General features: G+C 70.6%; 14 protein-coding genes. 8 read left to right on the top strand and 6 right to left on the bottom strand.

Annotated elements, in window-relative coordinates; all coding sequences use genetic code 11:
• Window positions 1-41: 41 nt before the first annotated feature.
• The 6 genes from OG622_RS47870 to OG622_RS47845 form a co-directional block, all read right to left on the bottom strand.
• The gene (locus OG622_RS47870) at window positions 42-434 is read right to left on the bottom strand and encodes a VOC family protein (protein WP_371583556.1); all 393 of its coding nucleotides are present in this window, start codon (window positions 432-434) and stop codon (window positions 42-44) included.
• A complete protein-coding gene (locus OG622_RS47865; protein ID WP_371583555.1) occupies window positions 431-733 on the bottom strand; it encodes an ArsR/SmtB family transcription factor in 303 nt (100 codons plus the stop codon). Before OG622_RS47865 ends, OG622_RS47870 begins: the two co-directional genes overlap by 4 nt.
• Before the next feature lie 538 nt (window positions 734-1,271).
• Window positions 1,272-1,802, bottom strand: a complete 531-nt coding sequence (locus OG622_RS47860; RefSeq protein WP_371583553.1) for a hypothetical protein — start codon at window positions 1,800-1,802, stop codon at window positions 1,272-1,274.
• Window positions 1,803-2,165: 363 nt separating this feature from the next.
• Window positions 2,166-3,902: a hypothetical protein gene (locus OG622_RS47855; RefSeq protein WP_371583551.1), complete on the bottom strand. Its 1,737-nt coding sequence runs from the start codon at window positions 3,900-3,902 to the stop codon at window positions 2,166-2,168.
• A gap of 256 nt (window positions 3,903-4,158) precedes the next feature.
• Window positions 4,159-5,130: an amidohydrolase family protein gene (locus OG622_RS47850; protein ID WP_371583549.1), complete on the bottom strand. Its 972-nt coding sequence runs from the start codon at window positions 5,128-5,130 to the stop codon at window positions 4,159-4,161.
• Window positions 5,131-5,225: 95 nt separating this feature from the next.
• On the bottom strand, window positions 5,226-6,677 hold the full coding sequence (locus OG622_RS47845) for a DUF4157 domain-containing protein (protein WP_371584444.1): 1,452 nt from the start codon (window positions 6,675-6,677) through the stop codon (window positions 5,226-5,228).
• A 282-nt stretch (window positions 6,678-6,959) separates the two neighbouring features.
• Here OG622_RS47845 and OG622_RS47840 point away from each other — a divergent pair, with 282 nt between their 5' ends.
• The 8 genes from OG622_RS47840 (at window position 6,960) to OG622_RS47805 (ending at window position 14,729) form a co-directional block, all read left to right on the top strand.
• Window positions 6,960-7,487 carry an SRPBCC family protein gene (locus OG622_RS47840; RefSeq protein ID WP_371583547.1) on the top strand — a complete coding sequence of 176 codons (528 nt, stop codon included), beginning with the start codon at window positions 6,960-6,962 and terminating at the stop codon, window positions 7,485-7,487.
• Window positions 7,480-9,111 carry a phytoene desaturase family protein gene (locus OG622_RS47835; RefSeq protein WP_371583545.1) on the top strand — a complete coding sequence of 544 codons (1,632 nt, stop codon included), beginning with the start codon at window positions 7,480-7,482 and terminating at the stop codon, window positions 9,109-9,111. Before OG622_RS47840 ends, OG622_RS47835 begins: the two co-directional genes overlap by 8 nt.
• Before the next feature lie 148 nt (window positions 9,112-9,259).
• The gene (locus OG622_RS47830) at window positions 9,260-10,138 is read left to right on the top strand and encodes an SDR family oxidoreductase (RefSeq protein WP_371583543.1); all 879 of its coding nucleotides are present in this window, start codon (window positions 9,260-9,262) and stop codon (window positions 10,136-10,138) included.
• Window positions 10,139-10,387: 249 nt separating this feature from the next.
• On the top strand, window positions 10,388-11,089 hold the full coding sequence (locus OG622_RS47825) for a nucleoside deaminase (protein WP_371583542.1): 702 nt from the start codon (window positions 10,388-10,390) through the stop codon (window positions 11,087-11,089).
• Between the two features lie 162 nt (window positions 11,090-11,251).
• Window positions 11,252-12,181, top strand: coding sequence for a hypothetical protein (locus OG622_RS47820; protein WP_371583540.1), 930 nt, complete (start codon window positions 11,252-11,254; stop codon window positions 12,179-12,181).
• A 130-nt stretch (window positions 12,182-12,311) separates the two neighbouring features.
• A complete protein-coding gene (locus tag OG622_RS47815) occupies window positions 12,312-12,752 on the top strand; it encodes an Rrf2 family transcriptional regulator (RefSeq protein WP_371583538.1) in 441 nt (146 codons plus the stop codon).
• Between the two features lie 154 nt (window positions 12,753-12,906).
• The gene (locus tag OG622_RS47810) at window positions 12,907-14,112 is read left to right on the top strand and encodes a globin domain-containing protein (protein WP_371583537.1); all 1,206 of its coding nucleotides are present in this window, start codon (window positions 12,907-12,909) and stop codon (window positions 14,110-14,112) included.
• 140 nt (window positions 14,113-14,252) lie between these two features.
• Entirely contained in the window at window positions 14,253-14,729 is a 477-nt protein-coding gene (locus tag OG622_RS47805; protein ID WP_371583535.1) for a group III truncated hemoglobin, read from the top strand.
• Window positions 14,730-14,783: the final 54 nt, after the last annotated feature.

Below are 14,783 nucleotides of genomic sequence, written 5' to 3'. Positions count from 1 at the left end.
GCCCAGGAGCCCCTGTGGACGGGCCCGAACGCGGCCGGCTCCTACTGCGGCTGTGTCGCGATCTGGATCAGGTTGCCGCAGGTGTCGTCGAGGACGGCGGTGGTGACGGGGCCCATCTCCAGGGGCTCCTGGGTGAAGCGCACGCCGAGGCCGCGCAGGCGCTCGTACTCCGCCTGCACGTCGCCCACGGCGAACTGGGCGAGCGGGATACCGTCCTCGACGAGCGCGTCGCGGTAGGTCTTGACGGCCGGATGGCCGGCGGGCTCCAGAAGGAGTTCGGTGCCGTCGGGCTCGTCGGGGGAGACGACGGTGAGCCAGCGGTCCTTCTCGCCCACCGGGACGTCGTGCTTCTTCACGAAGCCGAGGATCTCGGTGTAGAAGTGCTCGGCCTTGGCCTGGTCGTCGACGAAGACGCTGGTCAGACGGATCTTCATGGGGTGCTCTCCTGTGGTCCGGAGGTGTCGGGCACGAGCCACCGCTCGGCGATCTGCCGCAGCGGGGCCGTGTTCAGGTCGTGGAACTTGTAGCGCCCCTCCCGCCTGGTCTCGACGAGCCCGGCGGCCTCCAGCACGGCGAGGTGCTGGGAGATCGCCTGACGCGAGATGCCGAGCTGATGCTTCATGGTCAGCCGCGAACAGATCTCGAACAGTGTCTGTCCGGACTTCTCTGTGAGCTCGTCGAGGATGGTCCGGCGGGTGGGATCGGCCAAGGCTTTGAACAGGTCGTCGGCCACGACCACAGGATAGGCAACTATCTACTTGCCTATCAAGTGGAACCGCGCCTCACCCCGAGTCGGCCCGCCGCGAGACGGAGGGCTGGGGCGCGGTCATGTCGAGCGGAAGCGGGGCGTCGGGGTCGCGTGTGCCTGGTTCGGCGGTGTGGACGCCAAGGCGTTGGCCGAGAGCGCCCTCCAGGCGCTTCGGTTGGGAGGTGAGGGGCTGATGCCGCAGCGGGTGTCGTGGAAGGTCCTGTGCGAACTTCGGCTTCAAGCACACCGGCGACCGGATGCGGCCATCGGCGCACTGGACACCGGGTCCTCACTGTTCTTCGACCATCACGACCCCGGAGATGTTCACCTGGCTCACCAAGCGTCGCCTGGACGCTCCTCAACGGCGACGGCAACACGGACAACGCGATCGGCAGGTAACCCTGTTCGCCGGCGAGGCTGCAGTCGCCGGCGGCCTCGCCCACCCGCGCATCGTCACCGAGGTGCTCGTCAGCCAGACAGAAGCCCCGGACTGCGCGATCACCCCGGCTGGAGATGGGGCTCGCTACAGTTCCTCGTCGTCCTCGGGTTCGCACGCGCGCAGGAACCACAGGTCGAGGGTGTACTGCTCTGTCACCGGCGACTGTGCCCACGCATGGCCGAGTTGGCCAGGCGACCAGGGTTGCGTCGCGCCCTGCCGGATGATCTCGTCGTAGTAGTCGGCGGCGGCCTGGCGTCCCTTCCACCAGGCGTGTCCGGCGTAGACGCCGGGCTGGGGCAGGGTCATCTCGCCGGCTGGCCCCATGGTGAGCTGGTTGATGACGAGAACGCCGGTTTCGGATTCCAGGGTGACCGTGGCGATGCCCTCGGAGTCCCCGGGGGGCTCCTGAGGGCTGTCCCAGATTCGGATGACGACCTTGACGCGAATGTCGGGCTGGAGGCTGCGGAGATACAGGTGGTAGCCATTGCCCGCGACCACCTCGGTGCTTGACCGATTCGCCGCGTCGGCGTCGTCGAGGTAGGCGTCGGAATCGTAGACCTCGACGAGGGAGTAGGTCGGGCGTGCTGTGGTGTGGTACTCCGTGATGAGCGCCATGGTCGCGTGGTCTCCGGGGGCTACGGAAAGATCTTGACGTAGAAGGCGTCTCCGCCAAGTATGCGGTTCGCCGTACACGTCGAGTTCAGACGTGGGCCACCGGTCCCCTTGTTCGTGCCGTCGATGAGTTGTTACATGTGCTGACCGCCTGCCGCCGGTTGGGCGGCCTGCTTATCGGCATCGATGACCCGGTGGAGCGCTTCGTCGCGACCGGGGACGGGCTTGCCTGGCCATGAGGGGAAGCTGCGTGCGGGGAACTGCTGGGCGTCGAGGGTATGGCGGGCGCTTTGGTCGACTTCGGGGTCGGTGAGGATGAGTTCGAGTTCGACGCGGGCGCACGCCGGAGCGTGACGGGTGGTGCGGTCAGGTGAGTGGGGGGAGTTCGCCGCCGGAGGCATCGTCGTTCCCGGAGGACAGCGACTCCTTGAGCGCGCGGAAGAAGGTCCGCCGCTCGACCAGTCGCGCACCCGGCACTTCGGCCAGGGGCTCGGCGCGGTGCCCGAACCCGGCCGGGAGCGGGGGCAGTTCGAGTGCCGCGAACGCCTCGTCGAGGTGTCGACGGGGGTCACCGGTGCCGCGCAGCACCGCGGTGAGGGGCCGGTGGTCCGTCACTCCGTAGGCGGCCGCCAGCGCGGTCGCCCGCTCCGCCGCCTCCTCCTGGGTCGGCATCTCGGCCGGGTCGGTCCACCAGGCGTGGGCGGCCAGCAGGCGACCGTCGCGGTACAGGTGGAGCGTGTAGTCCGCGCCCTCCTTGACCGCCACCAGGACCGGCCACTTCTCACCCCGGCTGAACGTACGGGCCAGCTGGGGCAGCCCGCCCTCGCCGAGCAGGGTTCCGCGCACGCCCTTGCGGCGGCCCGGCGGATCCGCCGAGGGCGCCGTCTCGACGAACGTGCCGCCGCCGGGTGCCGGTGCCAGACGCATGGTCGTGCCGATGATGAGTATCGCCTCTCGGACGTCCCCCGACGGCGCCCCGGCGAGCGCGACGGCCATGGCCGCGGGAGGGGCCGCCGCCGCCTCCGTACCGGCGACACCCGACGGTCCGGCGACGGCCGGCGCCGGTACGGAGCCGCCGAAGTACGGTGTCCGGCGGGCGACATGGACACGGACCCCCTGGCGCATCAGGAGGAAGATCTCCCTCGCGTCACCCATGTACGCCCAGGGAAATGTGCGTGCGTCGGTGCCGATGAGACGGAAGACCTCCAGGGCGTCGGCCTCGCGCCCGGAGCGGATCAGCGCGAGCGCGAGGTGGTTGCGGAAGCCCGCCGCCTGCCGGTCGCCCGGTTCGAACGCGGCGGACAGCTCCAGACCCGCATCGACATGCCCCTCGATCCGGGACCATGCCACGGGCCCCTTCCCGATCCCCGCCTCGTGGTCCAGCGCGTACTCGGTGACCGCGTGCAGGGGCAGTCCGCGCAGCGGCGCGCCCTCGGGAGCTGCCGCGGCGGCCGACTCGGCGAACTCGAACATCTCCGTGTGCGAGCCGTACCACTTCTTCGCCAGGTACTGCACTGCGCGGGCGTGCAGCCCCACATCGTGCGGATGGGCTTCGCGCCCCCGGGCCAGGTACTCGTCGAACATCTCGCGGGGAGCGCCGAGCCCCATGGCGAGGGCGATGTGGATCCGCCACGGAACAGGGTCGCCGGGGTTGAGGTCCGCGGCCGTGCGCAGGACCGGTTCGGCGTCACGCAGGACAGCGCGGAACGCCTGGAACTGCTCCCGCGACACATGGCGGGCGCGTGCGCCGGTGCGTATCTCCCAGGCGTGGTCGATCGCCAAGTCGGCGGCCACCAGGGCGAGATCGGGATCTCCGGGCCGCTCCCGCCGCCAGTCGTCGAGCCAACCGGTGTGGTGGAGCGCGAGTTCGGCCAGGGTTGCGCTGTACTCGCCGCGCAGGTCCCAGTCATGAGCGGTACGCGTCCGCGCCAGTAGTTCCGCCGCCGGTTCCCAGGTTCCGGACCGGGCGGCGACGAGCGTCCCACGCAGAGCGGCGTCCGGCCCGTCCACCTCGACCGCCCCGTCCGGCGGCAGTCCCTCGCCGGTGGCCGCCAGATGCCGCAGCATCCGAGGCAGCGCGAGCACTCCGGGCAGATTACCCACGAGCAGTTCCTCCCCCAACGGCCCCCGGCCGCACGAAGTCGACGGCCGCCGGCAGCACGCAGTCGATGATCGACAAGGCACAGACCTTACCGACCAGCCAGGGACACACACCACGGAGGGGAGGGCCCCGCGTAGGACCGCGGATCGGTTTCGGGTACGGCCCGCCGGTGCGGGGAACATGTTCCCGTGCTCTTCCGGCGCGACAAGAGAGCGGATCGCGCCGGTGACGCTCGGTCAGGAGGTCACGAACGGGCTCTCACAACCTGAACAGCTCTGCCGCGTTGTCGTGGCACACCGCCCGCAGCCATTCCTCTCCCAGGCCCAGTCGCTCCAGGGCGTGGAGTTGGTGCACGTACGGGTAGGGGATGCTGGGGAAGTCGGAGCCGAGGAGAACACGGTCACCGAGCGCCGCCAGCCGGGGCAGGGCCCGGCTGGGGAACGGCATGAACCCCTCGCTGAAGTCGGTGAACGCCATCGTGGTGTCCAGCCGCACTTCCCCGTACCGCTCGGCGAGGCCGAAGAACTCCTCGTACTCGGGCATCCCCATGTGCGCGACGACCAGCCGCAGTCGGGGATGTCGCGCCAGCACCCGCGCGATCGGCTCGGGGCCGGTGTGCTTGCCGGGCGCGGGCCCGGAGCCGCAGTGGATCACCACAGGGATACCGGCCTCGGCCAGCACCCCCCATGCCCGCTGCAGGAGTTCGTCGGCCGGGTCGTACGCCCCCACCTGCACATGCGCCTTGAAGACGCGCGCGCCCGCCTCGACGGCCTCCCGGACGTACCCTTCGACGTCCGGCTCGGGGTAGAGGGTGGCGGTGTGCAGGCAGTCGGGAGTGCGGCGGGCGAAGTCGGCCGCCCAGCCGTTCAGCCACCGGGCCATGCCCGGCTTGTGCGGGTAGAGCATCGCGGTGAACGCCCGCACGCCGAACGCCCGGAGCAGGGCCGCCCGTTCCGCCTCCTCCTTCCGGTACGTGATCGGCCACTCCATCCCACCGGTCAGCGGTCCCAGCGCGTCGAAGTACTCCCACACCTTCCGCAGGACGCGTTCGGGCATGAAGTGCGTGTGGACGTCGACCAGCCCGGGGAGACCGAGCGACTCCCAGAACCGGCGGATCTCTCTGGCTTCCTCGCCCACGGGCACGTCACTCGGCGTCCCGCGCGAACCCGTGGGCGGGGACGGCGGCGGCGAACCGGCAGGGGCGACAGGTGCCATGGGGTGATCGTTCATGCCACTACGATCGGCTCCCGCGGGGTGGCGGGTCCACTCCCTCCGCGCAAAAGATCCGTGAGGGAACCATCACCCCGGCTGTTCCCGGGCAGTGGCTACAGGTTCTTTCCGCCCTTCACGACTCGCACGTCCTCCACGAACAGCTGAAAGAGAAGGCGCGTGATGTCGGTGTCGCCGATGGAAAGGCTGAACGGCTCCTTCTTCTCAGGCTTCAGACCGATGTAGCCCGGAAGCGTACCTTCACCGGCTGCGGCTTGCGGGAATGCGCTGCCGGTCTCAGCCTCGCGGGTTTTCCTGATGTGATAGGGAGTTCCCTTGTCGCCGGATATCGCCATGTATTCCGGATGGAACAGGAGCTCCTCCGCGCCTTCTTTGAGTGTGAACTCCATCAAGACCTGGGTGTCTTCATCGTTGAAGTATTCGGCGGCCTGCCCCTCGTCACCCAGGTGATTCTTCACGGGCATGGCTCCGATCGGGCCGCGGCCTCCGTCCACCGCCTCACGGTACCGCTTCGCGATCCCGCTGCCGTCGCTGCTCTCCCGCTGCATCCACGCCTCCGTATCGGCGGCCTTTCCCTTCCATTCCTCGATGGCGGCGGCCTCGCTCGTGAGCATCGACCTGTAGAGCTTCAGACGCTGCGGGCCTTTTCCGCTCTTCTCCGCCAGTTGAGCCAGGAGCCCCGGTCCGACAGTGTGCAGAACGTCTTCCAGTTTCCGCTTCGGAGCTGCGGACGCCTTGCCCTTCTTCTTCGGCGCCTTGGGCGGAAGGAGCGGGAATCCCGCGTCCGTCATCCTGTCTTTCCAGTGTTTCTCATGGAGCATTTCCTGCGGGTCGTCACCGGGTGCCCGCTGAACGACCGCTCCGGAGTGAACGCCCTGAGAGTCCGCCGCCGTCCGACGAGCGTCGGCCGCCCGCTGCGCCGCGGGCCGGGCCGGGCCCGACATCACCCTGTGCGCGTTGGCTTCCGCGGCCTGTTCGAACCGGTCGGACGGGTCGGAGACCTTCAGTCCGCCGCCGTTGTCGGTGCCCGCCACCGGCCCCTGACGCTGCTGGATGACATGGGTGAGCTCGTGGGCGAGAGTGTGCTTGTCCGCACCACCGTCGCCGATGACCACGTGACTGCCGGAGGTGTAGGCACGGGCGCCGACCTCGGCGGCGGAAGCCCTCGCCACGCTGTCGTCGTGAATGCGGACATCCGAGAAGTCGGCGCCGAGCCGCGCCTCCATGTCCGTACGGGTGGCGCTGTCCAGGGGCTGGCCGGGGGCGCGCAGGACGTCGTGGACGGCCGAGCGCTGCACGGTGGGCTCCGCGGGGCTCTGGTGACCGCAGTCGGCGCCGTGCCGGTGCTCCTCCCGGGCCCAGGAATGGCCGGCTCGACGGAGCAGCTGGACGACCGCGGCGTTGCCCGTGGTGCCCTGCAGTGCGAGCAGTCCCTGTGGCGACGACAGATCGGGTTGCTGCCGCGCGGGCGATCCCGCCGCCGTGACGGCGGAGGCCCGGTCGGCCTTCCTCTCGTCGCCTGCCTTGTCGCTACCGCGTGTCCGCACTGACAGCCCTCTCCCATGCCCAACTGTTTGACCTTCCTTGCTACACCGGCGTCGGCCCGTTCGAGGAGGTCCGCAGGGGCAGACCTCGGCATCCGTTCGGGCAACAACGAGGCCCGACCCTCCTGGACCACCGCAGCCGGCATACGCGCCCGCCGACCGGCCCGCCCCACGGCTGACCGGCCCCCACGCGACGCCTCTCCCGGGCAGCCGCACGATCCGGTGTGGATCTCATCGGGCCGGGCACTCGGCAGTCGACCTGGCGAGACGGGCTGGAGGTGTGGCATGGCGGTACGGCATCGTCTGATCAAGGTGAGTCCGCAGGCTGTGTGGGCTGTCCTCGCGGACGGCACCCGGTATGCGGAGTGGGTGGTGGGAACGTCGGCCTCCGAGCCGGTGCGGGGGCGGTGGCCACAGGTGGACTCGGCGATCGAGTACGAGATCCGCGTGGGTCCCCTGCGGCTGAGCAACGAGACAGTCGTCCGGTACTGCGAAGAGGGATCCGAGCTGGGACTGGAGGCGCGGGCCGGCGTGCTGGGAACGGCTCGGATCTCCATCGAGCTCCGCCCCTGGGGACCGTACTGCCTGGTGATCGCGGACGAACACCCGCTGCAGGGAGTGGGCGGAGCGCTCCACAACGTGGGTATGGAGGCGCTGCTCCAGCTGCGGCATCGCGCGATGCTCGCCCGGCTCGCGCGGCTCTGCGAGGCCCAGACCGAGGCTGGGACCGAGGCCCAGACCGAAGCCGAACAGCCTCCGAGTCTCCACGGGCGGCGCAGGGCGGCGGCCCACGGCACCGGCGGCCATGCCTGACGCGGTGGTGATCGGAGCCGGCCCCAACGGGCTGGTGGCCGCCAACCTGCTCGCCGACGCCGGATGGAGCGTGGAGGTCATCGAGGAACAGCCCCAGCCGGGCGGCGCGGTGCGTCACGACAGGGAGGTCGATCCCGAATTCGTCAGCGACCTCTTCAGCTCGTTCTATCCCCTCGCCGCCGCGTCACCGGTGCTGGCCCGTCTCGGTCTCGAAGAGCACGGTCTGCGCTGGAGTCACGCGCCACTCGTACTGGCCCACCCTCTCGGCGACGGCAGGTGCGCGGTCCTCTCCCGCGAGGCCGACGCCACCGCCGAGTCCCTCGACGCCTTCCACCAGGGTGACGGGGACGCCTGGAAACGCCTGCACGCGACATGGGAACGCCTCGGCCCGGACATCGTGGACGCGCTGTTCACCCCTTTCCCGCCGCTGCGCGCCACCGCCCGCCTCGCCGTCCGGCTGAAGGCGGCAGGCGGCCTGCGGATGGCCCGCACCCTGGTCACACCGGTGCGCCGCATGGGCGACGAGGAGTTCCAGGGAGAAGGCGGCAAACTGCTGCTGGCCGGGAACGCGCTGCACGCCGACCTCGCGCCGGAGGCCGCGGGCAGCGGCGGCTACGGCTGGCTGCTGTCCATGCTCGGACAGACGTACGGCTTCCCCGTGCCGGCCGGTGGCGCGGGTGCCCTGACAGCCGCCCTCGTCAGCCGGCTGCGGGCGCGCGGCGGAAGCCTCCGCTGCGGGCAGCGGGTCCGCCGCATCCTGGTGCGCGACGGCCGGGCCGCCGGGGTCCTCACCGCCGACGGCGAGACGGTGGCCGCGCGCCGCGCCGTACTGGCGGACGTGTCCGCGCCGGCCCTCTACGACGGACTCGTCGACGCGGAGCACCTGCCGGCCCAGCTGATGGCCGACCTGAAGCGCTTCCAGTGGGACTTCGCCACGTTCAAGGTCGACTGGGCCTGCGACGGGCCCGTGCCGTGGCAGGCCGAGGCGGCGGCGCGGGCCGGCACCGTCCACCTCGCCGACGGAGTGGACGAACTCACCCGCGGCGCCGCCCAGATCGCCATGGGCGAGGTACCAGACCGTCCCTTCGCCCTGTTCGGCCAGATGACGACCGCGGACCCCTCCCGCTCACCCCAAGGCACCGAAGCCGCGTGGGCGTACACCCATGTGCCGCACGTCATCAAGTCCGACGCGGGCGACGAGGGCCTGACAGGCGCCTGGAACAGCACGGAGCAGGAGGTGATGGCCGACCGGATCGAACGTCAGGTCGAGCGGTTCGCGCCCGGTTTCCGCTCCCGGATCCACGCCCGGCGCGTGCTGGCCCCGCCCACCCTCCAGTCACTCGACCGCAACCTGCACGGCGGTGCCATCAACGGCGGCACCGCGGCACTGCACCAGCAGCTCTTCTTCCGCCCGACCCCCGGCACCGGCCGCCCCGAGACCCCCGTGGACGGTCTCTACCTCGCCTCCGCCTCCGCCCACCCGGGCGGCGGGGTCCACGGAGCTCCCGGCGCCAACGCCGCCCGCGCGGCGCTGCGCCGACATCGGCTGCCCGGCCTCACCCTCGCCCAACGCGTCCTCGCCCACCGGGACCGCACCGGACGAAGAACGGGCCGCCCGCGCTGACGCGCCCGCCCGTACGGCAGCAGTGTCGCGCCATCGACGCACAGCACCCACCCCACCCCACCCCACCCCACCCCTGCTGGAGGAACGGAAGAGGCACAGAAGAGGCACCAGAAACGGACGGGCAGAAACAGAAAGAAGGGGACCAGCCGTGGACGACAGCCCCCTCAAGGACCGCACCATCGTGGTGACCGGAGCGGCACGCGGCATCGGAGCGGCGCTGGCGAACGCGCTCGCCGGGCGAGGCGCACGACTGGCCCTCCTCGACCATGACGAAGCGGCACTGGTGGCGACCGCCGCCGCCCTCCCCGGCACGGCGCTGGCCATCCGAGCCGATGTCACCGACGGCACTGCCCTCAACGACGCGGCCGAAGCCATCCGCACGCGTCTGGGTCCGCCGTCGGCCGTCGTCGCGAACGCGGGAATCGCCGAAGGCGGCCCCTTCGCCCTGTCGGACCCGGACACCTGGCGCCGGGTGATCGACGTCAACCTGATCGGCAGTGCCCAGACCGCCCGAGCGTTCCTGCCGGACCTGATCCGGACCGCGGGCTACCACCTGCAGATCGCCTCGCTCGCCTCGATCGGCGCCGCCCCCATGATGAGCGCGTACTGCGCCTCCAAGTCCGGCGTCGAAGCCTTCACCCACACCCTGCGCGCCGAGACGGCCCATCACGGTGTGGCTGTGGGCATCGCCTACCTAGGCTGGACCGACACCGAGCTGATCCGCGACGCCGACCACTACGCGGCCATGCGGGAGCTGCGCGGCCACATGCCTCCCCCCGTCCGGCGCGTCCACCCCACCGAAACCGTCGCCGCCCGCCTGGCACTCGCCGTGGAACACCGGCAGACCGCCGTGTACGTCCCCCGCTGGCTGCGCCTGGCCCAGATCACCCGAGCCGCGATCCCGCCCCTCGTCCTCCGCGCGACCCGCCGCACGCTCCCGCACCTCGAAACCGAGCATCTCCTGCACCCCACGGGCCTGCTCGGCCCTGGCGCCCACCCCGACAGCACCGCGTCCACAGACGGCTAGAGCCGCACTGCGCTCCCACCGCTCCACATCCGGCGCCGCCCTGCATCGTCGCCACCGCCACACCGCCACACCGCCTCGTCGCCGCGGACGGCGCTGCCTCGTCGGCTGCGCCACGACCCGGAGCGTCTGGGTCGCACGAGCACCCACGAGTACCACCGGTCGGCGCGCATGAGCCAAGCTCGCATTAGGGACGATTCGTAATGATTCGGATACTCTGCGGGACCGGCGGCGCCAGGCGAGGAGAAGCGTATGGATGCAGGCAGGCGGCAGTTCCTCGGGAGGTGGGGTGCCGTGGTGACGGGAGCTGCGGCGCCGCTCGCCCTCCCTCGGCACGTCCTCCAGGAGGGTCACGCCCGGCCGGGTCCCGACGCCGGTGCGAACACTGCGACAGTCCCGCGGAGCGCCACCAGCACTGATGTCCGTACCGGTCATGAGCGGTTCATGCGGCTGGCCATCGAGCAGGCCCGGAGGAACCGCGAGTGGCCGTTCGGTGCGGTGATCGTCGACACCCGTACCGGCCAGGCCCTGGGGAGCGGGGTCAACACCGGGGCGGACAGTCCGCTGCTGCACGGCGAAGTGGTCGCCATGAACGACTACGTGCGTCGGCACGGCAACCAGGGCTGGGCCGACACGACGCTCTACACCACGGGTGAGCCCTGTTCGATGTGCATGAGTGCGATGGCCTGGGCCAATCTGCGGCGCGTCGTCTGGGCCAGCTCGATCGACGAGATCCGCCGCACCGACATCACCCAGATCGCCCTGTCCGCACGGGAGGTGGCCGTCGCGGCACAGTCCTTCTACACCCCGGAGCTACTCCTGGGCGGCGTGCTGGCGGACCACACGAACCGTCTCTTCGAGGAGGCCCGACGGCTGCGCCAGAAACTCCCCGACGTATCGCCGGTCAACTCGCCGATCAACTCGCCGATCAACTTGCCGGTCAATGCGACCTGACGGTTCGACGCACCACGAGCCACCTTCGCGGCCGCCGCACGCGAGTTCGAGGCGGAGGCGAGTCCGGGGTGCACATCCTGGTCGCCACGCCAGTGCCGTACGGGACCACCGTCGCCGACTCCCGAGGTGCGCGGCGGCCCGGCCCGAGCGAATCTGATGATCATGCGGCGTAAGGGTGCGCGGGACGACGGAGGCCACGACGTGGAGAAGGCTCTCGACGAGCTCTACGCCACGCCGCCACCGGAATTCGTCTCCCGCCGCGAGGAGCTGACCGCCGGGGCCAAGGCGGACGGACGCGTGGAGGACGCCCGCCGGATCCACGCCGCCCGCCGTCCCTCCCTCGCCGCCTGGACGGTGAACCTGTTGCTGCGTTCCCGGCCTGCGGAAAGCCGGCGGTTCCTGGAGCTGGGGCGTGCGCTGCGGGAGGCCTACGAAACCCTGGACGCCGATGGGATCAAAAAGCTGTCCGAGCAGCGGCGGAGCATCGTCCACGCGATGTCGCGGCAGGCTGCCGAGCTCGCCGCCGAGGCCGGACACCGGCTGTCGGACACGGTGCAGCAGGACGTCGAGTCCACCCTGCGTGCCGTCCTCGCCGACCAGGACTCAGCCGACCGGTGGGCCACCGGCCGTCTGGAGAGCGCCCTCACCCCTCCGGCGGACTTTCCCAGCGGTACGACCGCGACGGCCGGCACACCCCGCGAGCCGGCCCGACCAGCGGCAACACCGACTCCGGCGCGGTCCGGCGCCAAGGACGAGGTCGCCGAGCGGCGCCGCCAGAAGCAGGAGCAGCTCGATCGGGCCCGCGAGGCGGCACAGGCCGCCGACCGGCAACTGCGCGATCTGCGCGCCGCGCAAGCGGACTCCGACACGCTGCTGGAGCGGGCGCGCGACCGGCACGACCGGGCCGGAAGAGACGTGTCCGCCGCCGAGCGGCAGCTACGGCAGGCGCGCGAGGACCTTCAGCGGGCGGACCAGGACAAGCAGGAAGCGGAGAAGCAGCTGAAGGCAGCTGCCGACGCCGCGTCCCGGGCCGAACAGGCAGCCCACGAGGCCGCCCGGCAAGTGAAACGCCTGGCCGGGCGCCTCAGATAGTCGGATAGTCAGACAGCGGACAGGCCCACAGTTCGCCTCAGTTGGAGGAGAAGCCCGTTGTTCGCCTCAGGTGGACGCACACCGCTCCCCTAAATACGCATCTGCGATGCAACATTGCTAGGCTGCCACCGTGAGGCTGACCAGATACACGGATCTCGCACTTCGGGCAGTGATGCGCCTGGCCGTCGTGGACGGCGAGGAGTTGCTGACCACGAGGCAGATCGCCGACTCCATGCGCGTCCCCTATGCACACATGGCGAAGGCCGTCGCGCAGTTGCAGCACCTGGGGGTGATCGAGGCGCGGCGTGGGCGCAACGGCGGGCTGACGCTCACCGACGCCGGCCGGAGCACCCCGGTGGGGGGCCTGGTCAGGACACTGGAGGGGGACCGGGAAGCCGTGACGTGCGAGGGTGACACCCCCTGCCCCCTCTCCGGCGCCTGTCGGCTGCGGCGGGCGCTTCGGGAAGCACAGGAGGCGTTCTACTCGTCGCTGAACGGGGTGACCGTGGCCGATCTCGTGACGTCCCCGACCGGACCGGTACTGCTGGCGCTGGGTGCTCCCCCGGGCTGACCGCCCGACCGCCGCCGACACGCGGAACCCCTGCCTCCCCGCCGTGTCACCCTGTTGGGTCGCGACCGCCAAACAAAAAAATCGCGACCAAAAATATGCATTCTAAATGCTCATTAAATCGAACACCGAACATCGACCCAGGAGTGTGTGTCTGATGCTTTCTGCGCAGTCGGCCCCCGTCGTACGGGCGACCCTTCCTGTGGTGGGAGCCTCACTGACCACCATCACGGAGCTGTTCTACCGGCGACTGTTCGAGGAACGTCCGGAGCTGTTGCGGCATCTGTTCAACCGGACCAACCAGGCCACCGGCGCCCAGCGTGAGGCGTTGGCCGGCTCGGTGGCGGCCTTCGCCACTCTGCTGGTCGAGCGGCCCGAGGAACGCCCGGACGCCGTCCTCGCGCGCATCGCCCACAAACACGTCTCCCTCGGCATCACGGCAGACAAGTACCCGCTGGTCGGACGCCACTTGCTCGGTGCGGTCGCCGAGGTCCTCGGTGATGCCGTCACGCCCGAGGTCGGCGCCGCCTGGGACGAGGTCTACTGGCTGATGGCCAACGCCCTCATCGCCATCGAGGCCAGGCTGTACGCCGAAGCCGGCGTCCAGAACGGCGATGTGTGGCGGCGCATGGAGATCGCCGAGCGGCACCAGGAGGCCGCCGACGCCGTCTCCCTGGTGCTGCGCCGGACCGACGGTCGGGCCACCGTTCCCTTCCGGCCCGGACAGTACGTCAGTGTCCGCGTGGAACTGCCCGACGGCGCGCACCAGATCCGCCAGTACAGCCTGTCCACCGCGCCCGATCACAAGACCTGGCGCATCACCGTCAAACGCGAGACGGCCGCCGACGATGCCGTCCCCGACGGGGAGGTCTCGTCCTGGCTGCACGCCCACGCCGAGGTGGGCGACATCCTGGATGTCTCGCTGCCCGCCGGTGACCTCGTCATGCCCGAGGCCGACACCCCCCTCTTCCTCGCCTCGGCGGGCATCGGCATCACCCCCATGCTCTCGATGCTCGACCATCTCGCCCTCACCTCCTCCTCGCGTCCCGTCACCGTCGTCCATGCCGACCGCACCCCCCACGACCACGTCCACCGTGACGAACAGGCGGACCTCGTCAGCCGTCTGACCAGCGCCGATCTACACCTGTGGTACGAGAACGACGCTCACCGCTCCCCCGGCGCCAACGTCTTCGCCGGCCGCGCCACACTCGACCACCTCACCCCCACCCCCGACACCACCGCCTACCTCTGCGGACCGTTGCCCTTCATGCGCCTGGTGCGGGGCGAACTGCTGGCCAAGGGACTGCACCCCTCCGCCATCCACTACGAGGTCTTCGGCCCCGATCTCTGGCTCACCAAGTAGGCAACGGACGGATCTGACGGCACCGTCCGTCGCTACCGGTTTCTGAGGAGTGCACTCGTGAACACCGCCAACGTGTCGGCCCACCCGGGCTCCGTGCGGACCGGCACGGTCATGGCCGTATGCGTCCCCGGAGGATCCGCATGACCCACGACGACCGGCGGCAGTCGCCCGCCGCGCCGGAGCAACTCGCCGACATCCGCGACCGCCAGGACGTGGAGCGACTGGTGAAGGCGTTCTACGACGAGGTCCTCGACGATCCCCTCATCGGTCGGCTGTTCACAGAGGTGGCGCGTGTCGACATGGCCACCCACCTGCCCGTCATGGCCGACTTCTGGGAGAGCGCCCTCCTCACCCCCGGCGTCTACCGCCGCAACGCCCTCCGCGCGCACCGCGACCTGCATGCCAGGAGCCCGCTGCGCGCCGGGTACTTCGATCGCTGGCTGGAGCTGTGGACCGCCACCGTGCGTCGGCGGCACGCGGGGCCGGTGTCCGACCGGGCGGTCGCCAAGGCGCGGGCCGTGGCAGGGGCACTGCTGCACAACACCGCGGGCGACGGCCGGCCCCGCCCGGATCGCGGCCCGGTCTTCGTCGACATCGAACCCTCGAACCCTCGATGACGCGCACCTCATAGCGTCTTCTTGCCGCCACGGGCGCGTGGCGGCCGAGAAGTG

Source organism: Streptomyces sp. NBC_01314 (assembly GCF_041435215.1).
Taxonomy (GTDB): Bacteria; Actinomycetota; Actinomycetes; order Streptomycetales; family Streptomycetaceae; genus Streptomyces.
The sequence above is the reverse complement of the archived record's forward strand: the minus strand, read 5'-3'. Positions and strand labels throughout refer to the sequence as shown.